At 45.7% G+C, this 18,798-nt stretch carries 20 protein-coding genes and 1 other RNA gene; 14 read left to right on the top strand and 7 right to left on the bottom strand.

Features of this window, described 5'->3' with window-relative positions:
• Positions 1-481: 481 nt before the first annotated feature.
• Positions 482-845: a transfer-messenger RNA gene (gene ssrA, locus ET34_RS21940) on the top strand.
• A 203-nt stretch (positions 846-1,048) separates the two neighbouring features.
• Positions 1,049-2,290, top strand: a complete 1,242-nt coding sequence (locus ET34_RS0114205; RefSeq protein WP_031523115.1) for an integrase — start codon at positions 1,049-1,051, stop codon at positions 2,288-2,290.
• Between the two features lie 58 nt (positions 2,291-2,348).
• Here the strand turns inward: ET34_RS0114205 and ET34_RS21035 are convergent, their stop codons facing one another.
• Entirely contained in the window at positions 2,349-3,227 is an 879-nt protein-coding gene (locus ET34_RS21035; RefSeq protein ID WP_035891386.1) for a hypothetical protein, read from the bottom strand.
• Between the two features lie 125 nt (positions 3,228-3,352).
• On the opposite strand from ET34_RS21035, the gene ET34_RS21935 reads away from it, so the two are divergent.
• The 3 genes from ET34_RS21935 (at position 3,353) to ET34_RS21930 (ending at position 5,869) form a co-directional block, all read left to right on the top strand.
• The gene (locus tag ET34_RS21935; RefSeq protein WP_053294975.1) at positions 3,353-3,565 is read left to right on the top strand and encodes an AlpA family transcriptional regulator; all 213 of its coding nucleotides are present in this window, start codon (positions 3,353-3,355) and stop codon (positions 3,563-3,565) included.
• Between the two features lie 126 nt (positions 3,566-3,691).
• Positions 3,692-5,107: a YfjI family protein gene (locus ET34_RS0114195; RefSeq protein WP_031523111.1), complete on the top strand. Its 1,416-nt coding sequence runs from the start codon at positions 3,692-3,694 to the stop codon at positions 5,105-5,107.
• A gap of 135 nt (positions 5,108-5,242) precedes the next feature.
• Positions 5,243-5,869 (top strand): inovirus Gp2 family protein, encoded by a 627-nt coding sequence (locus tag ET34_RS21930; RefSeq protein WP_053294974.1) that lies wholly within the window; start codon positions 5,243-5,245, stop codon positions 5,867-5,869.
• Positions 5,870-6,222: 353 nt separating this feature from the next.
• On the opposite strand, the gene ET34_RS0114190 is transcribed toward ET34_RS21930, so the two are convergent.
• From ET34_RS0114190 to ET34_RS0114180, 4 genes are read right to left on the bottom strand one after another with little or no spacing between them, the layout of a single operon-like run.
• Positions 6,223-7,296: an SAVED domain-containing protein gene (locus ET34_RS0114190; protein WP_081826938.1), complete on the bottom strand. Its 1,074-nt coding sequence runs from the start codon at positions 7,294-7,296 to the stop codon at positions 6,223-6,225.
• Positions 7,297-7,299: 3 nt separating this feature from the next.
• The gene (locus ET34_RS21925; RefSeq protein ID WP_053294972.1) at positions 7,300-7,770 is read right to left on the bottom strand and encodes a Mov34/MPN/PAD-1 family protein; all 471 of its coding nucleotides are present in this window, start codon (positions 7,768-7,770) and stop codon (positions 7,300-7,302) included.
• Positions 7,763-9,499, bottom strand: a complete 1,737-nt coding sequence (locus ET34_RS21920) for a ThiF family adenylyltransferase (protein WP_053294971.1) — start codon at positions 9,497-9,499, stop codon at positions 7,763-7,765. Before ET34_RS21920 ends, ET34_RS21925 begins: the two co-directional genes overlap by 8 nt.
• Positions 9,496-10,566: a nucleotidyltransferase domain-containing protein gene (locus ET34_RS0114180; RefSeq protein ID WP_031523107.1), complete on the bottom strand. Its 1,071-nt coding sequence runs from the start codon at positions 10,564-10,566 to the stop codon at positions 9,496-9,498. Before ET34_RS0114180 ends, ET34_RS21920 begins: the two co-directional genes overlap by 4 nt.
• A 408-nt stretch (positions 10,567-10,974) precedes the next feature.
• Here ET34_RS0114180 and ET34_RS0114175 point away from each other — a divergent pair, with 408 nt between their 5' ends.
• The 6 genes from ET34_RS0114175 (at position 10,975) to yfjT (ending at position 14,879) form a co-directional block, all read left to right on the top strand.
• Positions 10,975-11,838, top strand: coding sequence for a GTPase family protein (locus ET34_RS0114175; RefSeq protein WP_031523105.1), 864 nt, complete (start codon positions 10,975-10,977; stop codon positions 11,836-11,838).
• Between the two features lie 93 nt (positions 11,839-11,931).
• On the top strand, positions 11,932-12,753 hold the full coding sequence (locus ET34_RS0114170) for a DUF932 domain-containing protein (protein ID WP_031523103.1): 822 nt from the start codon (positions 11,932-11,934) through the stop codon (positions 12,751-12,753).
• Positions 12,754-12,969: 216 nt separating this feature from the next.
• Positions 12,970-13,671 (top strand): WYL domain-containing protein, encoded by a 702-nt coding sequence (locus tag ET34_RS0114165; protein WP_031523101.1) that lies wholly within the window; start codon positions 12,970-12,972, stop codon positions 13,669-13,671.
• A gap of 40 nt (positions 13,672-13,711) precedes the next feature.
• Positions 13,712-13,948, top strand: a complete 237-nt coding sequence (gene ypjK / locus ET34_RS0114160; protein ID WP_016239690.1) for a protein YpjK — start codon at positions 13,712-13,714, stop codon at positions 13,946-13,948.
• The gene (locus ET34_RS0114155) at positions 13,948-14,388 is read left to right on the top strand and encodes a YfjS/YafY family lipoprotein (protein ID WP_031523100.1); all 441 of its coding nucleotides are present in this window, start codon (positions 13,948-13,950) and stop codon (positions 14,386-14,388) included. The genes ypjK and ET34_RS0114155 overlap by 1 nt, the downstream gene beginning before the upstream one ends.
• A 23-nt stretch (positions 14,389-14,411) precedes the next feature.
• Positions 14,412-14,879 carry a protein YfjT gene (gene yfjT, locus ET34_RS0114150; protein WP_031523099.1) on the top strand — a complete coding sequence of 156 codons (468 nt, stop codon included), beginning with the start codon at positions 14,412-14,414 and terminating at the stop codon, positions 14,877-14,879.
• Between the two features lie 651 nt (positions 14,880-15,530).
• Here the strand turns inward: yfjT and ET34_RS21915 are convergent.
• Both ET34_RS21915 and ET34_RS0114140 read right to left on the bottom strand, forming a co-directional pair.
• Positions 15,531-15,953 (bottom strand): VOC family protein, encoded by a 423-nt coding sequence (locus ET34_RS21915; RefSeq protein WP_060683209.1) that lies wholly within the window; start codon positions 15,951-15,953, stop codon positions 15,531-15,533.
• Positions 15,954-15,964: 11 nt separating this feature from the next.
• Positions 15,965-16,591, bottom strand: a complete 627-nt coding sequence (locus ET34_RS0114140; RefSeq protein ID WP_236633866.1) for a TetR/AcrR family transcriptional regulator — start codon at positions 16,589-16,591, stop codon at positions 15,965-15,967.
• 112 nt (positions 16,592-16,703) lie between these two features.
• On the opposite strand from ET34_RS0114140, the gene ET34_RS0114135 reads away from it, so the two are divergent.
• The 3 genes from ET34_RS0114135 to ET34_RS0114125 all read left to right on the top strand — a co-directional run bounded on the left by ET34_RS0114135 (position 16,704) and on the right by ET34_RS0114125 (position 18,758).
• Complete coding sequence (locus ET34_RS0114135; protein WP_031523094.1) at positions 16,704-17,450, top strand: SDR family NAD(P)-dependent oxidoreductase; 747 nt, start codon at positions 16,704-16,706, stop codon at positions 17,448-17,450.
• A gap of 88 nt (positions 17,451-17,538) precedes the next feature.
• Complete coding sequence (locus ET34_RS0114130) at positions 17,539-18,021, top strand: nuclear transport factor 2 family protein (protein ID WP_031523092.1); 483 nt, start codon at positions 17,539-17,541, stop codon at positions 18,019-18,021.
• Positions 18,018-18,758: an SDR family oxidoreductase gene (locus ET34_RS0114125; protein WP_031523090.1), complete on the top strand. Its 741-nt coding sequence runs from the start codon at positions 18,018-18,020 to the stop codon at positions 18,756-18,758. The genes ET34_RS0114130 and ET34_RS0114125 overlap by 4 nt, the downstream gene beginning before the upstream one ends.
• The last annotated feature ends 40 nt before the right edge of the window (positions 18,759-18,798 follow it).

Below are 18,798 nucleotides of genomic sequence, written 5' to 3'. Positions count from 1 at the left end.
GATATTTTATTACGTGCGCTGGCGCAGAATAAGGCGGGCGCTCCTATGTAAAGGTATAAACAACGATCCGGGAATAGGCAATATAAAACCAAAAATAACAAAAAACTATCAATGAAAGATGATATATCCCGCAGTTATTCCGCGTTGGTTAAGTATTGCTACATAATTGCATTACAGGCGTTAAATTTAATAACCCGTGACTATGAGACTACGGAATATAAAGAAACGTAAAAATATATCCTGTATTTTCATTTATTAATTGCGCACGAGTTTAATTAATCAAAACGAATATTATCGAACATGAATAATTGCAAATAATATAAAGTGCACAGGTGATAGCTGCGCAACGTCAGGATTTTCAGCAGGATAGTGGTGAGTGATTTTTGAGCGTTTTCGCGCATGGGGTGTGGTGCGCAACCGGCGGACGTGATATGGACTGGCATGTCGTGTCACAATTCTGCTATACTTCGCAAACACTTCTGGGGCTGATTCTGGATTCGACGGGATTCGCGAAACCCAAGGTGCATGCCGAGGTGCGGTAGGCCTCGTAAAAAAACCGCAAAAAAATAGTCGCAAACGACGAAAACTACGCTTTAGCAGCTTAATAACCTGCTTAGAGCCCTCTCTCCCTAGCCTCCGCTCTTAGGACGGGGATCAAGAGAGGTCAAACCAAAAAGAGATCGCGTGGATGCCCTGCCTGGGGTTGAAGCGTTAAAACTAATCAGGCTAGTCTGGTAGTGGCGTGTTTGTCCGCAGCTGCCAGGCGAATGTAAAGACAAACTAAGCATGTAGTACCGAGGATGTAGGAATTTCGGACGCGGGTTCAACTCCCGCCAGCTCCACCAAAATTCTCCATCGGTGATTACCAGAGTCATCCGGTGAAGTCCTAAGAGCCCGCACGGCGCAAGCCCTGCGGGCTTTTTTGTGCCTCAATTTGTCCCTCGAAGTCTGAACTGAACTAATTAAATCCGAACCTTTTAGGCCCATTGATAGGCCCAACGAAAAGCTCTATTGTTTTCGTTGGGCCTAAACGCATGGAGACTCCCCCGTGGCAAGAAAAACCAAGCCGTTAACAGATACGGAAATCAAAGCCGCCAAACCTAAAGATGCCGATTACCAGCTGTATGATGGTGACGGGCTTACTCTGCTAATCAAGTCCAGCGGTAGTAAGCTCTGGCAGTTCCGTTACTATCGGCCTCTAACCAAGCTGCGAACCAAACAGAGCTTCGGTGCCTACCCTGCCGTCTCGCTTTCTGATGCACGTAAACTCAGAGCTGAATCTCGAGTTTTGTTGGCGAAAGACATTGATCCTCAGGAACATCAGAAAGAACAGGTTAGGAATTCTCAAGAAGCCAAAACCAATACTTTCCTGTTAGTTGCGGAGCGTTGGTGGAATGTGAAGAAAGCCAGCGTAACAGAGGATTATGCCGATGATATCTGGCGCTCGCTTGAGAGAGATGTTTTCCCAGCAATCGGTGATATCAGTGTCACCGAGATTAAGGCTCATACTCTTGTTAAAGCAGTGCAGCCGGTTCAGGCCAGAGGTGCATTAGAGACTGTTCGCCGCCTTTGTCAGCGTATTAACGAAGTCATGATTTATGCTCAGAACACAGGCCTAATTGATGCTGTTCCCAGCGTTAACATCGGGAAAGCATTCGAGAAACCGCAGAAGAAAAACATGCCTAGTATCCGCCCGGATCAACTTCCACAATTAATGCAGACTATGGGCACGGCAAGTATCAGCCTGTCCACACGATGCCTATTCATGTGGCAGCTTCTCACCATTACCCGCCCTGCCGAAGCCGCTGAAGCTCGATGGGATGAGATCGATTTTGATGCTAGCGAATGGAAAATCCCTGCTGCCCGAATGAAGATGAACCGGGACCATACGGTTCCACTATCCGATGAGGCCCTCTCTGTTTTGGAAATGATGAAGTCACTTAGTGGTGACCGAGAATTTATCTTTCCCAGTCGCATTAAGCCTACCCAGCCGATGAACAGCCAGACAGTGAATGCAGCCCTTAAGCGTGCTGGTTTAGGGGGAGTACTCGTTTCACACGGCTTACGTTCTATCGCCAGTACGGCACTCAATGAGGAAGGATTTCCACCTGATGTCATTGAAGCAGCACTTGCTCATGTAGACAAAAATGAGGTACGTCGCGCTTATAATCGCAGTGATTATCTTGAGCAACGTCGTCCGATGATGCAATGGTGGGCTGATTTTGTAAAAGCAGCAGATAGCGGCAGTATCGTTAATAGTGGGGTAAGGGGAATACGTCTTGTGGGATGAATCCTTTATCAGCACCCATAATGGGTGCTGATAATTCAACTATTAATAATACGGGCTTTTATCCTGTGACTTTCTTTTTTCTAGCAACTGTATTATCTAAAGCCAATTTGATACTTTCAATATTTCTTGACCAGTTTTTAATAATGGTATCTTCCAAAGCATCTTGGCTCATTGTTGCGATACGATATTTTTTACTTTCATTGTTAATGTCAAAATTTGACTCTTTAATAAAGTCCCACAAAGGATCAATGAGAGCATTTACCGCAGCTGCTTTACTTTTCCACCCACCTTCAGGAACAGATTCATTGATCAAATAAACAAGTTTATCTTGAATTACTCGATATACTTCCGCTTTACTTCTCCCACCTTGTTTTCCGGCTTTAGCTCTAACATGGGATAATTTTTTTTGAGCACATACAGAAACATGAAACCATGACATACCAATACATCTATCAAATAATTCAGAAGATTTAATGAATGCTTTAATAGCAACACACTCATTCTCTGACATAACTGATTTTCCCCATTGATAAGACATCGAGGCAAAAAATAGATGTGATTTAAACACATCATTAATTAAAAAAGGATCCTGAATAAGATGAGAAAATGTTCCCCTGAAAATACGTGACTTTAACTCTTTCCAGCATTCCTGAACTGGATCATATAATTCAGCATATTCCTCTATTAATTGACCCACTCTGTCACCAGTACAATATTTATACTCTTCATGAGATGGATCACTATACAAAACCACTCGTGTTCCTACCTTATCAGAATTCCAGAACTGATCTCGCATTTCGCTTAGTTCCTTCAGTATCGCAGGATAACTTTCGCTGAGCATATCAATGTATATGTCCCAATCACATTCGACCATCTGCCCAGAAAGACAAACCGATTTTTGACTAATTTCTTCGCAAAACTCAATCGCTGTCAACATTAAAACACCAAATATCAATTAGTTAAGTGTTGTAAAAAATGTATTTTTGGTACGCGGATTTTTTGCATTAATGCTTGCCGCTAATCTTTCTACAACCAAAATGAACTAACGAGAGGCAATCAAGCATGAACAATCCATCAACCGTTAGGATACTCCGCTTACCTGCGGTAATCCAAAAAACTGGTATGGCAAGGGCAACAATCTACGACTGGTTGAACCCCAAATCACCGCGTTACGACGCTTCCTTCCCCAAAAAGCGAATGCTCGGAGTGAAATCTGTTGGATGGGTTGAATCAGAGATTGATGAATGGCTAGCGCAACGCAGCAAACTTATTTGAAGGAATTACCTAACATACATTCAAAATGTTGTAATTAGAGTTATTTCATCCTGCTATTTCTGCTATTAATAGCGGAATAGCAACTTGCGTAGAACTTTTTAACGTGAATTGTATTAGAGGTATTATATGTTTAACGGTCATCCTTTTCCTGTAAATGCGTTCCCTCAGATTATCAGAAATGCAATTTATGAAGTGGAACAGCATACGCAGGCCCCTCAAGGTTTGATTGCTGCTTCTGCTCTTGGAGTAATTTCTCTTGCCTGTCAGAACCGGATTGATGTTTGTCGACTTACTAATCTACGTAGCCCAGTATCACTTTTCTTGCTGACACTTGCAGAATCTGGCGAACGGAAAAGTACGGTTGATAAAATGCTGATGAAGCCATTATATCAACTGGATGAAAAATTATTTGATAAGTACACGCATGCTCTTAATACTTGGCGAAGTGATGAAGAAATTTTTAATTTTGAAAGAAAAGCACTGATATCAAAACTCAAATCAGATATTCGCCGTAACAAAGATCATTTGGCGACAAATGAACAACTTAAAGCGCTGTTGGCGTCGCACCAGCAACCACCGATCAGGTTCAAGCAGATATTTAATGATGCCACTCCTGCGGCTATTAAAGATTACCTCTGTGGTTATTGGAGATCTGTCGGTATCATGTCTGATGAGGCTGGCACTATTTTTAACGGTTACACGTTGAACGAACTACCTTTCATCAACAAAATGTGGGATGGCGCAACATTTTCAGTGGAAAGGAAAAGTGAGCCAGAGAAATTAATCAGAGATGCCAGACTGACGCTAGCACTTATGGTTCAGCCTGATGTGTTTAAAGGTTATCTGCAACGTAAAGGCGATACAGCCAAAGGGATCGGTTTTTTCGCTCGATGTCTCATATGCCAGCCTGATTCAAAGCAAGGTTCCAGAAGAATCTCCAGCCCCGTTGTTTCAAGCGAACATTTGCCGGTATTCCATCAACGACTGATGGAGATAGTTAACGAAAGTATTGCCAGAGATAACCAAAATGATCGTCTTTGCCTGCGATTTTCTGTAGAAGCAGAAAATCGCTGGATCGAATTTTATAACAAGGTGGAGTCAGATATGGGCTTACTCGGCACCTTATCAGATTTTAGAGACTATGCATCTAAGGTCGCAGAAAATATGGCCAGAGTGGCCTCTCTGCTGCATTATTTTAATGGCAATGATGGAGATATACCTCTTTCTGCAGTCGAAGATGCTGTGAAGATAACTACCTGGTATGTTAATGAGTACATCCACATATTTTCTAAACCTCCGGAATTAACGCCCGCAATCTCGGAGGCGGATGAGCTTTATTGGTGGATAAAAAATCATTGTAATCGCCTTGTTGTACCTTACATTACTAAAAATACTGTGCTCCAATATGGCCCTAATAAATTTAGAAATCGTAGTAAAGCAAATGAATTACTCGGTATGTTGTACTCTCAAAATAGAATACTAGTGGCAAAGAAAGGCAAAACCACATTGATAACCATAGCTGGTTTAAACCCCGTGATCTGATGATAACAAATGATTTTAATTCAGGAGTAAAAACAAACACCGAGCCCAGTCCGGCTAATGGTTTGTTATCATGATAGGTAATATATAATATACAGTATATATTACCTACACCATTATCTTTAAACAGGATACTATATGACATACAATAGTGAGTTTGGATCACATGTATCTCTATATCGGGATAGAATCAAACAGGTTATTGATGATTCACTCAATGAACATCCTAATACAATGATTATACGTGTTGATTTACATGACCCAATAGATCCAGAGAGTCTAGACAACCCATTCTTTCAACCAAAAATAGACTCTGGTGCTATATCTCGTTTCACCAGTGCGTTAAAAGCAAAGCTTAGACACGATAAACATATCAAAACTCAACGGAAAGACTGGCCTGTTACCCGATATTCCACCTTACGTTACGCATGGGTCAGGGAATATACTAAAAATGGAAAGCGGCATTACCATTTAATATTATCTTTCAATCAGGATGCTTATTATCACCTGGGAGATTACGACTTGAATCGTAACACGTTACGCACAATGATAACAACAGCCTGGTACAGTGCGCTTGGCATCCCGATAGATGACTCTGGGAAGCTAGTTAATTACCCATCAAATGGAAAATATCTCCTAAATCGTAAAAGGAACAACTTCGAGAAAACTTACAACGATTTAATGAATAGGGTGGATTACATGACCAAAGAAAGAACTAAAATATTCGGTGATGGAGACCGTAACTTCGGATGTAGTCGAGGATAATATTTAAACAGCATCCTTTCTTATGGATTACCTTGAGCATTACAGCCTGGTAGATAATCATATGCTCGGAAAGTTGCACCTCTAAATTGTCATTTACTGTTATTACAGGTAGGGTAAACAATCATGATTGATAACAAACTCGCTAATATTAATGTAAGCCTAATTTCCTAGAAACACATTTAAATTGATAAAATAACCGGCCTTCTTCGGAATATGCGCCGGTTAATATAATCATGAAATTTTTAATCTAATATTTTCGAAATTGTTTTTTAGCAAACTGTCAGCTAATAGCTCCAACACACCAAGCAGTTCAACAGTATTACCTGCATAGGCTCGATGGCTTTTACCATATTTCAGCTCAACTCTTTACCTGAAACTTTCAAGCTCCATTCATATTCATTTTTTATAGAGTTCCAATGCCAGACATAGATTACACCGTGTAACCCCTCCTGGTAAAGAGAGCCAAGACGAACAACAAAAGATGCCTGAGCCGAGATAAATAGATGTACTTCATCAGCTTTTTTATTCAATTCTGATATTATAAAACTTACTTCTTTAGTGATGTTTTCTTGCTCTTCCTCAGAAGGAAGGTTATCAAACCTGAATCCTGTATCAAGCTGGATATGTAGCGTATGATCGCTAAGGTCTACGGGAAGGTCCGATGGCTGTATATTCATCGTAAATGAAATAGCTAGCCCTATTTGGTTGTTAACATTCGAGCTAACAATAGAACTATTTTCTGTTATCTCTCTACCAAATTTCCTAATTAATTTGGAACCGGTTGGAGGGGCATCAAGAAGGTGGAAGCAATTTTTATTACGATCAAAATCGGATAGTCTTAAAGGCAAGTGCCCATCACGCATTGAGCTACCAATCATATACAAATAAGGAATACTCCCTAGAGCTGCAACATAGGCGACAGTGGCTTCAGAGTGTTGTATTCTATCCTTTATCATCCTTCTGATAAATGTAGATTCTTCAATTACTTTACTTTTAGCCCTAGAATCAATTGCTTTTAAATCTACGGGGAGAGTTTTGACTTTTTCTCTGGATGAAAGCATTTTTTCTGCTGCATGTGGGTCAATATTTTCAAACCCATATGCACGAATAAAAGCAATATCACGTTTTTGGACATCACGAACCGCCAAGAAGATGCAATACATCAGCACTAACAGCCCTAAAATGGATGCAAAGATCCCAATGTATAGAACCGCTTCAGAACATTTTTGATAGCTAATGGAGATGCCATCAAAAATATTTACATATTTTTTAATCATTTGCCCTGAAAAAACTAAGTTCAGGCCCCACCCACCGGCTGAGGCCGCTACCCCTCCACTGAACAGGCCGAATCCAATACGAGTGAGTATATCCTTAGGTCTGAAAATTAATTTCAGTATATATAAAATAATTGCTTTATTCATAATCATCCCTCAAAATTCATGCCGTAGTAGATTTTCACCTACAAAATAATAAAGAGCCTTTTTCTCTGTACCAATGATTATAAAGAAAAGTTGCTTGTCTTGATTTCTTTCTTTACATTTCTTCCAGTCTCTAATATCAACATTTGAAGCACAAGGAATATCTTCGGGATGCGTATGCCATGTACCGCGATAAACTAATTCCCCCCCGGAATCGCGATAATGGCTATCAACTATACGTTGGTGTGCGGGATCCATTAGAGTAAAACTCATTCTTGAGCAGCGATCCCCCTGTTGTGGGACTGTCACATTAACGATTTTATAATGTTCTGTTACAAGGTCTTTACTGCCAATCAGTACACCAAAAGCTTCTGGCATATTTGTATTTATTTGTCGATATTCAAACCAAATATCATTAACATTTTTTAAAATATTGATGCTAAAATTTTCTGTGTTTATTTTGAGATGTTCTGAATTATCCATTGCATATATCACATTCAGGATTGTACAAAGGTAATATTTCCAATGAGCGATTGAACGCGTGATACCTTTCGCTCAGTACAAAACCATACTCAATCGCATCTTCTGAGCTGCCCTTCCAACTAACTCTCGATGAGACGTTTACTCTATGACTGAGATATTTTACAGCCAGGTCCACTGTAATAAGTGCAGTCAGAGTTGATGATGTATAGGAGTAAGGAAGAAAGGCGTCTCCACATCCTGCATGATTTCTTGTTAAATCTTGGTTTGTAGCAAGAAAATTAAGATTAGATGATAGCCCACGAGAAAAATTGTCGGAATCAACGTATGCACATCGCAAGCAGCCTGGTGTTCCTGGTATATCAAGAACAGCATGCCCTCCAACTCCATAGCCTTCAACCCATGTATTGATGACGGGAACTTTGATTTTTTCTTTAATCAGATAATCATGAAACATGCGTTCTTGTGTGGGGGACCCTATCGCGATAATGATAAGGTCGAATGTAGAAAGAGTCTTGCGATCTCTTAGAGCAAGTAGCTTTGTCATGTCGCCTGTAATCTCTAACCAAGGATATTTACTGTTTAGATTTAACCATAACGCGACTGTTTTTGGGCATGACACAAATGCTGGAGGCAGTATATGCCGATAAAGATTGTTGAGCGATAGTGAATCAGGATCACACAAATGGATGTGACCAACACCGGATGCAGCCAGCTTATCTGCAACTTCTCCTCCAACTGATCCGCAGCCTACAAGCATGACTTTCTTGCCCAGCAAGGACTGGTTAGCCCCGCTTCTAGGCATCAATCGCTCTTTATTGAATGTTAAAACAGGTAGGGCTTTTAGAACCCACTCCTCAATGTGGCTTGCTTTAAAGGGAAGATGCTTTTTACCTTGAACTGCATTTTTTAACGCAAAATGGATCCCAAACCATGTTTTTCCAGAAGGGGTTTGGGCATTAAAAATAAGCCAAAATTCGCGAGCTCGTTGCTGACCGAAGCGTTGTGTCAGCATGGTAAATAAATCCTGTGGCAAATTTTGTAGTAATTCTAAATACCATTGAGCCAATTCTTCCTTCTGCCAAGGGGCGGGCATAGTTGCTTTTAGTGGTATGACAAATCCATTTCCTTTAGTTTCTTCGCGCTCTTTCAAGATCTGGCTCAAAGGCGAAAAGAGGGCATCAGGATTCCAACCTTCTCTATAGCCTAAAAAATATGTATTAAGTCCAGCTTTGGCGTTTTTACGAGGCTTAAAAACAGAAAGAGACTCAGCCTCCCCCTCATCTGATAAGCAAAGAAATGGTATTGTTTCCGGCTCAATGATACTTCCCCATCCCGCTTCAAACTCTCTCAGCAGTTCCTGGGTATTCCAATCTCGGTCCGTTAAGGCACGTGTAAGTAATGTAATATGTCGTTTAAGTGACTCCTCAAACGCCAGTTCAGGGCACTCGTAGTTAACTGAAACCGCATCAGGAACATTTACACATATAGTAGCAAAGCCGATCTCTTCATAGACTGTCGTATGTGCCAATCTAGGCAAAGCTGAAGGGTTTACAAGGAGAAATATGGGCAAACCGGTAATTTCTTTGACAGGGTAATGGATTAACGTGACCGGAAAATCCCCTATCTCCAGTTCAATTCTGAAAAATTCAATCTGGTCAGTTTCAGCAGGGTACGCGGATACCTTGTATCCGCGTTTGGCTAAGTAATCCGTGATAGCTGAATAGTTCATGCGCCTTGTGATGTCCCTACAGCTCCTGAGGAAGCATAGACTGTATTGGCACCAGCACTTGCCGCTACGGATGCAGTAGACACTGCCGATGCAGTAGATGTCGAAGCATGCTCAGGGAAATCTTCGCCAAAAACCTTTCTAAGCAATTCACACTGCTTAGATTCGCTATCTTCATCCGCAACCTTGTCGAGAGTTTTTAACAGAGCGGCAAGTTGATTACGGAATTGAGTGCCGGTTGTGATGCTACTGTTATCAAAAATATCCCTTGTGTGACTTACAGGGATATCTACTTTAACTTTGTATTTTTCAGCCTCTATTAAGCTGAAATAACCCCCATCATTCAAAATATGATGAATAGTTGCGCGTAAGGCTGACAGGTCATCAGGGAAACCTTCATCATTGATTGAAGCGACCAATGATTCTTTAACCATCACAGTGATGCCAATCGAATAAATTTTGCGGCGAACATTTTCACTAAAAGTGAAATTTCTCCATCGTTTGAGATATCGAACGATGCGGCGATACTGATCGTGTTTTTTTGATGCATACACAGCACTATCATCGTAGGCAGTCACCCAATCAATCAGCTCACGCGGAGCTGAAGGAGACCATTGACGATTTTCTTCATCAGAATGTGCTTTACCTACCGCGAGTTCGTACTGTCCATTTTCATATCGGCGGTATATAGGAATATCAATATGAAGATCTTCAGTTTTGTAATCAGCCGTAACGCAAGGTTTTTTGATTTTTGCATTCTTAAATCCACGGTCTTCAAGTACTTCCAGGACCGCCTTTTTGGGGGTGATTGGATTTTCTGGCGCAAGTGACGCTTCAATAACTATTGCGCGATCGATATCAAAATCTTGACCCTTCTCACGGATCCCCGTATCGGTTGCCATCGAGCCCTGAATGAAATCATCGATGACTGGAAACCCATCCTCTTTGAAGCGAGCCTTGATCTCCTTGAGGATACTATCGTCCTTAAGACGGGCAGTATTGTAGGCCACGTCCTTTATGCCTAACAGTATGGCATCATGAAACTTGAAGAATTTATTCTGAAGACTCATAAAAAACCCCGCATTTGTTGTGAACACAATTTAATCTGGGGCCGCTTCGCTTGTTTTCAAGTTACATTCAAAAAAAATTAATCTTTTTCTGATTTACAGAGGCATAGGCATAAGGTTGTAGCCATAAGCATGTACATGAAAGTGAACTACTTCGGCAATTGTGGAGACAAAACTCTTTGAGGGAGAGCCAAACCAGATGGCTTAAAATGTTCGCTTTTCACCCACGCTCAGCAAGAACGCTGTTCGTATGTTAGTGGCGGATTTAATACAGATATAATGTTCACATCTCGCCAAGAGGGACTTCAGTATTATAATAAATTTCAGATATATATCATATAGTTGAACCTACCCCCTTAACGGCAGAACCATTTGGCTCTGCCGTTTTGCATTCTTTTTCGAGGAACATATATGAGACATTCTGAAGGTCTGCAGTCCCTGCAGCAACCGCTTTCCAGCCTGCCCCAGTGGGTCTCTGAACGCATTCTGCAGCAGATAAATCAGTTAACCCACTACGAGCCTGTAATAGGCATTATGGGGAAAACCGGCGCGGGCAAGAGCAGTCTGTGCAATGCGCTGTTTGCCGGGGACGTTTCACCGGTCAGCGACGTGGCCGCCTGCACACGCGAACCCATGCGCTTTCGCCTGCAGATGGGAAAGCGCTATATGACCATCGTGGACCTGCCCGGTGTTGGCGAAAGCGGCGCACGTGATACCGAATATGCTGCCCTTTACCGTAAACAACTTCCCCAACTGGACCTGGTGCTGTGGTTGATTAAGGGCGATGATCGGGCGCTGGGGGTAGATGAGCAATTTTACCATCAGGTAATTGGAGAGGCTTACCGACATAAGGTGCTGTTTGTTATCAGTCAGTCGGATAAGGCTGAACCCACCAGCGGCGGTGGTAAGCTCTCCAGGGAGCAAAAGCAGAACATCAGTCGCAAAATCTGCTTGCTGCATGAGTTGTTCCAACCAGTAAATCCGATCTGTGCGGTGTCGGTTCGTCTGCAATGGGGACTGCGGGTGATGGCAGAGCGTATGATTCGTTGCCTTCCGCGTGAGGCCAGTAGCCCGGTAGCGGTACAGCTTAGTGCTCCTCTTCGTACCGATGCCGTTAATAAAAAAGCCCGTGACGATTTTGGTGAAACGGTAGGCTCGGTACTGGACACTGTAAGTTCCCTGCCCCTCATACCGGCCCCGGTTCGGACAGTCATTCAGTCTGTGCGCAACATCGTGGTATCAGTCGCCCGTGCAGTCTGGAATTTCTTCTTCTGAACATTAACCATTCTAACCCGTAGTTTCCTGAGCCCTGCCGCGATTTTGCGGCGGGGCTTTTTGTATTTATTTTCCATCTTGAGGAGTCTGCTTATGACCCGTCTGGCTTCGCGCTTTGGCGCAGCAAATCTTATCCGTCGTGACCGTCCGTTAACGCACGAAGAGCTGTTTCGTGTGGTGCCCAGTGTCTTCAGCGAGGAGAAGCATGCGTCACGCAGCGCACGTTATACCTGGATACCAACAATTACTGTTCTTAAAAATCTGCAGCGTGAAGGCTTTCAGCCTTTCTTTGCCTGCCAGACCCGTGTTCGTGACCCAGGTCGTCGGGAACACACAAAGCACATGTTGCGCCTGCGCCGGGAGGGGCAGATAACCGGTAAGCAGGTGCCGGAAATTATCCTGCTCAACTCCCATGACGGAACCAGCTCATATCAGATGCTGCCGGGACTATTTCGTGCGGTTTGTCAGAACGGTCTTGTCTGCGGCGAGTCGTTTGGCGAGGTACGGGTGCCGCACAAGGGGGACGTGGTAAGCCAGGTAATAGAAGGAGCGTATGAGGTACTGGGGATTTTTGACCGGGTGGAAGAAAAGCGGGATGCCATGCAATCGCTACTATTACCACCTCCCGCTCAGCAGGCACTGGCAAAAGCTGCACTCACGTACCGCTTTGGTGAGGACCACCAGCCTGTCAGTGAATCGCAGATTCTCTCCCCGCGCCGCTGGCAGGATGAGAGCAATGACCTGTGGACCATCTATCAGCGGATTCAGGAAAACCTGATTAAGGGCGGACTCAGCGGGCGTAATGCTAAAGGCGGACGAACGCATACCCGTGCCGTACGTGGCATTGACGGGGACGTGAAGCTTAACCGTGCGCTGTGGGTGATGGCAGAAACACTGCTCACGCAACTGCAGTAGACGTTTCATGTTGCCACGTTGTTAATATCGGACACCACCTGTCCGCATCGCTATGTGCTCGTGTGCCTCAATCCCCCGGTTATAGCTTTTAACCCCCGTTACATCTGGCTTTTGCAGAAATAAAAAATAGTTTCTGCGTTGTCCATACCCTGTCCGCCCCCCTCTTTAAAGTAATCACATCATTTTCAGTCAGTTAACTTTTCTGGAGAACCTCTCATGACACAGGCAGAACGCCGCCATGACCGGCTGGCTGTCAGGCTGTCACTGATAATCAGCCGTCTGGTTGCGGGTGAAACGTTGAGCGTGCGCAAACTGGCGGCTGAGTTTGGCGTGTCAATGCGCACGTTGCGGCGTGATTTTCGTGAACGACTGATGTATCTGGACCTGGAGTATCAGTCCGGATACTGCCGCTTACGCACTGCTGGCAGTGAGATGCAGATGGTGCCCGACGTGCTTATCTTTGCCCACCGCAGCGGGCTGGCCGGGCTTTTTCCCGGCCTTGACCGCCGTCTGGTGAATGCACTGCTGATGTGCGATGAGTCTCCCTGCGTGATAGCACCAGCCAATCCGGTTCCTTCGCCTTCAGGAGCATTGTCTTTCTGGAGACTGATTCAGGCCATTACCGGGCGCAGGCGGGTGACGCTGATTGCGGAGGGGCGACGCTGTGAGCGCCTGGCTCCCTGCCGGTTACTCATCCACCAGCAGACCTGGTATCTGGTGGCTGAACACGAAGGGCATATCGCCGTATTCACACTTGATGAAATCCATCTGATTCAGCCTTTGCAGGAGACTTTTCGCCGCAATGACTGTCTGTGCCGTCTGACTGAAGACCCGGTCTTCATTCAGGCCTTACCCCATTTTCGCTTTATCCAGCAGTCACTGCTTACGTTTGTTCCGGCTGACAGCCCACCGGAATAGCGCAGGCGTTGTTATCAACCCGGCAACAGGGAGGAACCCAGTGCCCGTTATTGCCATTATCGCCATTGTTATCATCGTCATCATTCTGAACAAAACCGGAGTGTCCGACAGCCTCACGGCGCTGACACTTGCCACCGTTGCCGCACTACTGACGGGAGGTGGCGTAGCCGGTGCTGCCAGTGTCGCGCTGACGCCGTTCGTCGGCGTGCCGGTGGGTATTTTTGTAGGGATTTATGTCTTTTCCAAAGTGGTTCGTCTGATTTCAGGAAAAAAATAATGAAACGTAAAACACAACCTCTGCTGGCGCTGGTTGCCGCCACTCTGTTTCTGAGCGCCTGCGATGACAGGGGTGATGACCTCAAAGCTATCAGTAAATTTAAGGACCTCACGCCTCCGCGCTTCAGCGATGTGGTGAGCCGTCAGGATGATGTCAGGGAAGAGTGGTCGCAGATTGCTCATTCTGGCCCCACTCTGCAGGTCTTACGTACCCGCCAGTCGCCCGATGGTTGCGAGGGTGGCAGTTACTACTACCTCGTGGATATGGAGGAAAAAACCGTCCAGCCGCTGATGAACGCGCTGTGTATTGCCGACAACATCAGCCTGGAATACCACGAGAAAACTGACCCGCGCACCCGGGAGCGTTTCCTTGAATATTCTCATGACGGCAAACTGATGGGACGGCTGCTGATACCCTCAAATCCTGATAACCGGGAATAAATACAAAGACAAAGGAGACGGAAATGAAAGTACGTTCACTAAGCCGGTATGTGCTCTCAGGCGTGCTGCTTACCAGCTTTAATGCCTCAGCGGTTCCCGGACTATGGCAGCAGGGTTATGGCCAGGGCAATACTGAATACAGCGTGACGGATGCAAGTGGGAAAATGTTTACCATCAACTGTACGGAAAATCCGGACCAGAACGGTATTTACCAGCACTCGGTTTTTCTGACCCTCGCAGGGGATAAAACGATCAGCTCGCATGATGACAGTACCGACATCACAGTGGTGATGGACCATGAGCAATATGCCATTCCCTCGACCCTTGGCTGGCGTAACGGGGATAATGCCTGGTTTAGTTTCATCATGGATATCCGTAAGGCCAGTCAGTTCGACGTCTACGTTAATGACCGCAAAGCGGGGACCTTCAGCGTTGACCTGACGAACGCTACGAAGGCATTGCCAACATTAGCAGACTGCACTAACGAGTGACAGTTGTGCTTTCCATCCATAACAACATACCTGACTGCCAGGAGCAGTCAGGGTTTATTTTTTCCTTTTTATTTCCACCGATTAGTCCAGGCACTTCCGAATGACGATCACAGTGGCCAGTTTTAGTTAACTATATAGCAATGATAAAATAATCACGTGTTATGTTGAGATTGTTTATTTAGCGGTTGAGAGAAACTATGGATAAAATTTGTGATAAGTGTGCACACATGATGAGTGCATGCACCTGTGGAACTTGTGAGAACTGTGACGAGAAAGAGTCGGACTGCACCTGCAAAAAATGTAGCCAGTGCAATAAACTTGAGGACTTCTGCTCTTGCAGAGTTTGTGAAGAATGTAGTGAAAAAGAAGCAGAGTGCTGCTGTTAAAATGTTAACAATACTGGCTGCAGGAGCTACCTGCCTGCAGCTTCGATTGCCGACGTACCCCGATCCCAGTTGGTTAGCGTATTTTGATTCTTGCAATAATCGCTGGACTCACAGCACGAAGCGGACATACTTACTGGATTGAAGGTCCGCTGTGAGCGAGGAGCGGAACATCGTGGCGTTAAGCAACGGAAATGCCTAACCACTAAGCCTGCTAATCCAGATAAAAAATTTACGATTGTAATTCACGCTGAAATTAAGCGTCTGCTTAAGATAATACGCATATCTGATTATCTGACGTGCTTCGCTGACAGACGACTTCCAGACTGTTGCCATCAGGATCAAAGACATACGCAGCATAGTATTGTGAATGATATTGCTTACGAACTCCCGGTGCTCCGTTATCTTTTCCACCCGCCTGAATAGCCTTTTTCCAGAAGTCATCTACTACGCTGCGCTCATCAGTAGAAAAAGCCAGATGCAGCGGCGCGCCAGTTGCATCGTTGTCATGCAGCCACAACCGGGGATAGCCCTGCGGCCCAAGTCCATAACGAAAACCGCCGGTGCGTGTTTTGGCTGGATCCTGAGTGATAACCAGTCCGAAGCCTAATGGCTCAAGTGCCTGCTGATAGAAGCGCAGTGATAAACGCGCATTTTTCACTGAAATCTCAAGATGGTCGATGACAGACATAAAAGCTCCCGTTATATGTCAGGCTTCAGACTCAGTAATGCAGCAAAAGCCTGCCCGTTCATACGCGCCACTTTCAAAAGACGGGGACGCGATAAGCCCGTTACAGCCGCAGCTGAAAACCCGCGTAAGGTTGTGACGACGAAATCGCCCAGTTCTTTCGCTCTTTCAGGTTCTGACTGACGAATGTAATCCTCTATAAACTGCATTCCTGGTTTTGTGTACTGGTTCGCCAGTTCCCGCGCCTGTTTATCATTTGCACGCATCCCCTCGGCGGCCAGGCAGCCGCGTCGCAGGGATGATTTCACATATAGCCGTGCTGCTGTGATAAATAATTCCTCAATCGCTTCGGCAAGAGGGCGTCCGGGGGTAAGGATTCTATCAGCAGGCAGATTACCTTCATCAACATAGCGGGCAAGGCAGCGACCAAACAGACCCGCTTTGCTGCCATAGGCAGCGTAAAGACTGGGCGGATTGATATTCAATGCCTTTGTCAGCTCCAAGATCCCTACTGCGTCATAACCTCGCTGATGAAACAGGGCCTGAGCAATCTCAATTCCCGCCTCACGGTCAAAGGCTGGCCTGCGCGTTCTGACATTATCTTGTGCCTTACTCATATGCTTATAACTCTGGCGTGTCATTAAATCCTGATGACTATTTTACGTCATGTGTATAGTGATCGCTATATTTTATCGTGACAAATTAATTACCCTTACTTATAGTGACCACTACAATAAAATAAGGGGTGTGTACATGAATAAGCTGCTCAAGGACAAAGTCGCTGTGGTTACCGGTGGCAGCAGCGGTATCGGTCTGGCTATAGCAAAACGCCTGATTAATGACGGTGCAAACGTGGTGATCACCGGCAGAAATGCAGGAAAATTGAATCAGGCGGTGATAGCGCTGGGCGATAACGCGAGTGGAATGGTGACGGACGTCAGCCGCAGGGCGAGTCTTGATGATCTCTACCAGCAGATAAAAACAGAAACCGGGCATATCGATATCCTGGTGGCCAATGCCGGTGGCGGTGTTCATGCGCCTCTCGGCCAGATAACAGAACAGCAAATTGATGAGCAGTTTGCGACCAATGTGAAAGGTGTGGTGCTGACCATTCAGCAAGCCCTGCCTTTGCTTCGACACGGCTCCAGTGTGGTCATTATCGGTTCTACCGCTTCGATTGATCCCGGCCCGGCAATGAGTATCTACGGCGCAACCAAAGCCGCAGTGCGAAATATGGTCAGGAGCTGGGTGGCCGAACTGCATGGCTCGGGTATTCGCCTCAATATTGTCAGTCCGGGGCCGACCAATACCGCCTCTTTGCGGACCGCTTTTGGCGATAAGGCTGAGGAAGGGCTCTCCTTCCTCACCGCAAAAAGCCCTCTGGGCCGTATTGGCGAACCTGAAGAAATTGCTGCTGCTGTAGCATTCCTGGCCGGTGATGAGTCGGGATATGTGAACGGTATTGAGCTGTTCGCCGATGGTGGCGCATCCCAGACCTGACAGGCCAGATATTACTTCGTTGGTACGGGAGCACAGGACTCCTGTTGCCATCCCTATATTTCTCCGTTAAACAACAGGAAACGCTGTTATGCATTCGCAAAATGAAACAGAGCTGGTCCGTATACTACAGGCTGAACGCGACATTACCCGTCTCATCAACTCTTATCCTTTGCTGCTCGACAGTGGGAAATTTGAGCAAGTCGCAGAACTGTTACGTTATGCCACGCTGGAAGCGCCTGGTCATCAGGTCACCGGCAGGGATGAGATTGAAAAATTTCTGACCTCAGGTATTCAGCGCCACCAGGACGGCACGCCTCGCACCTGGCATGCCGTCAGCAATATTATTATTGAAGGGAATCCGTTCAACGGTGAGGCTACAACGAGCAGTTATTTTACCGTTCATCAGGAGCTGCCAGGCTTCCCCCTGCAAGCGATATGCACGGGCCATTACAAAGACCGCTTTGCACTGATTGACGGTGAATGGCAGTTTGTACATCGTACCGTCGTACCTCATCTGATCGGGGATCTGCGTTTTCATGTCAGCGGCACGAATGCAGAGGCGAACCTATGACGGTGAACACATCGGGTAACCGCACGGCACTGGTCACAGGAGAAAATAAAGGTATTGGCCTTGCTATCGCAAAAGGGCTGGCGCAACGGGGATTTCATGTCTGGATCACTGCTCGTGATCAGTTGCGCGGCGAAGAAGCCGTTAAGCAATTACAGGCGGAAGGGCTCTCTGTTCAGTTGCTGATGATGGATGTGGCAGACGACGTGAGCGTACAGCAGGCAGCGGCCGCTTTATCTACGGCCACCGACCGGCTGGATGTACTGATCAACAACGCAGGCGTGCTACTTGATGTCTCAGCTACACCGACTCAGACACGCTTATCAGACATGAAAGCTACGTTTGACGTTAACCTGTTCGGCCCGGTACGGGTAACCCAGGCATTTCTTCCGCTGCTTCGGGCGGCAAAACAGGCCAGGGTGGTTATGCTGGGTAGCGGTGTGGGATCGCTGGCGTTGATTACGGATGAATCATCAATCTATTCAAGCGTAAATCTGCTCAGTTACAGCGCCTCTAAAGTGGCGCTTAGTGCGGTTACGGTGTGTTTTGCTAAGGAGTTAGCGGCGCAGGGCATTAAGGTGAATGTGGTCGAACCGGGCCACGTGAAAACCGATCTCAATGGCAATACCGGCGATCTCACGCCGGAAGAGGGTGCGATGCCGGCGATCAGAATGGCGCTGGCTGAAGCCGATGGCCCAACGGGAAAATTCTTTGGCCCGCAAGGCCAACAACCCTGGTAAGGAATATTCGTAAGCTCTCTCCTGTCAGCGGGTGGAGCTT

It is taken from the genome of Siccibacter colletis, assembly GCF_000696575.1.
Lineage (GTDB): Bacteria > Pseudomonadota > Gammaproteobacteria > Enterobacterales > Enterobacteriaceae > Siccibacter > Siccibacter colletis.
The sequence above is the reverse complement of the archived record's forward strand: the minus strand, read 5'-3'. Positions and strand labels throughout refer to the sequence as shown.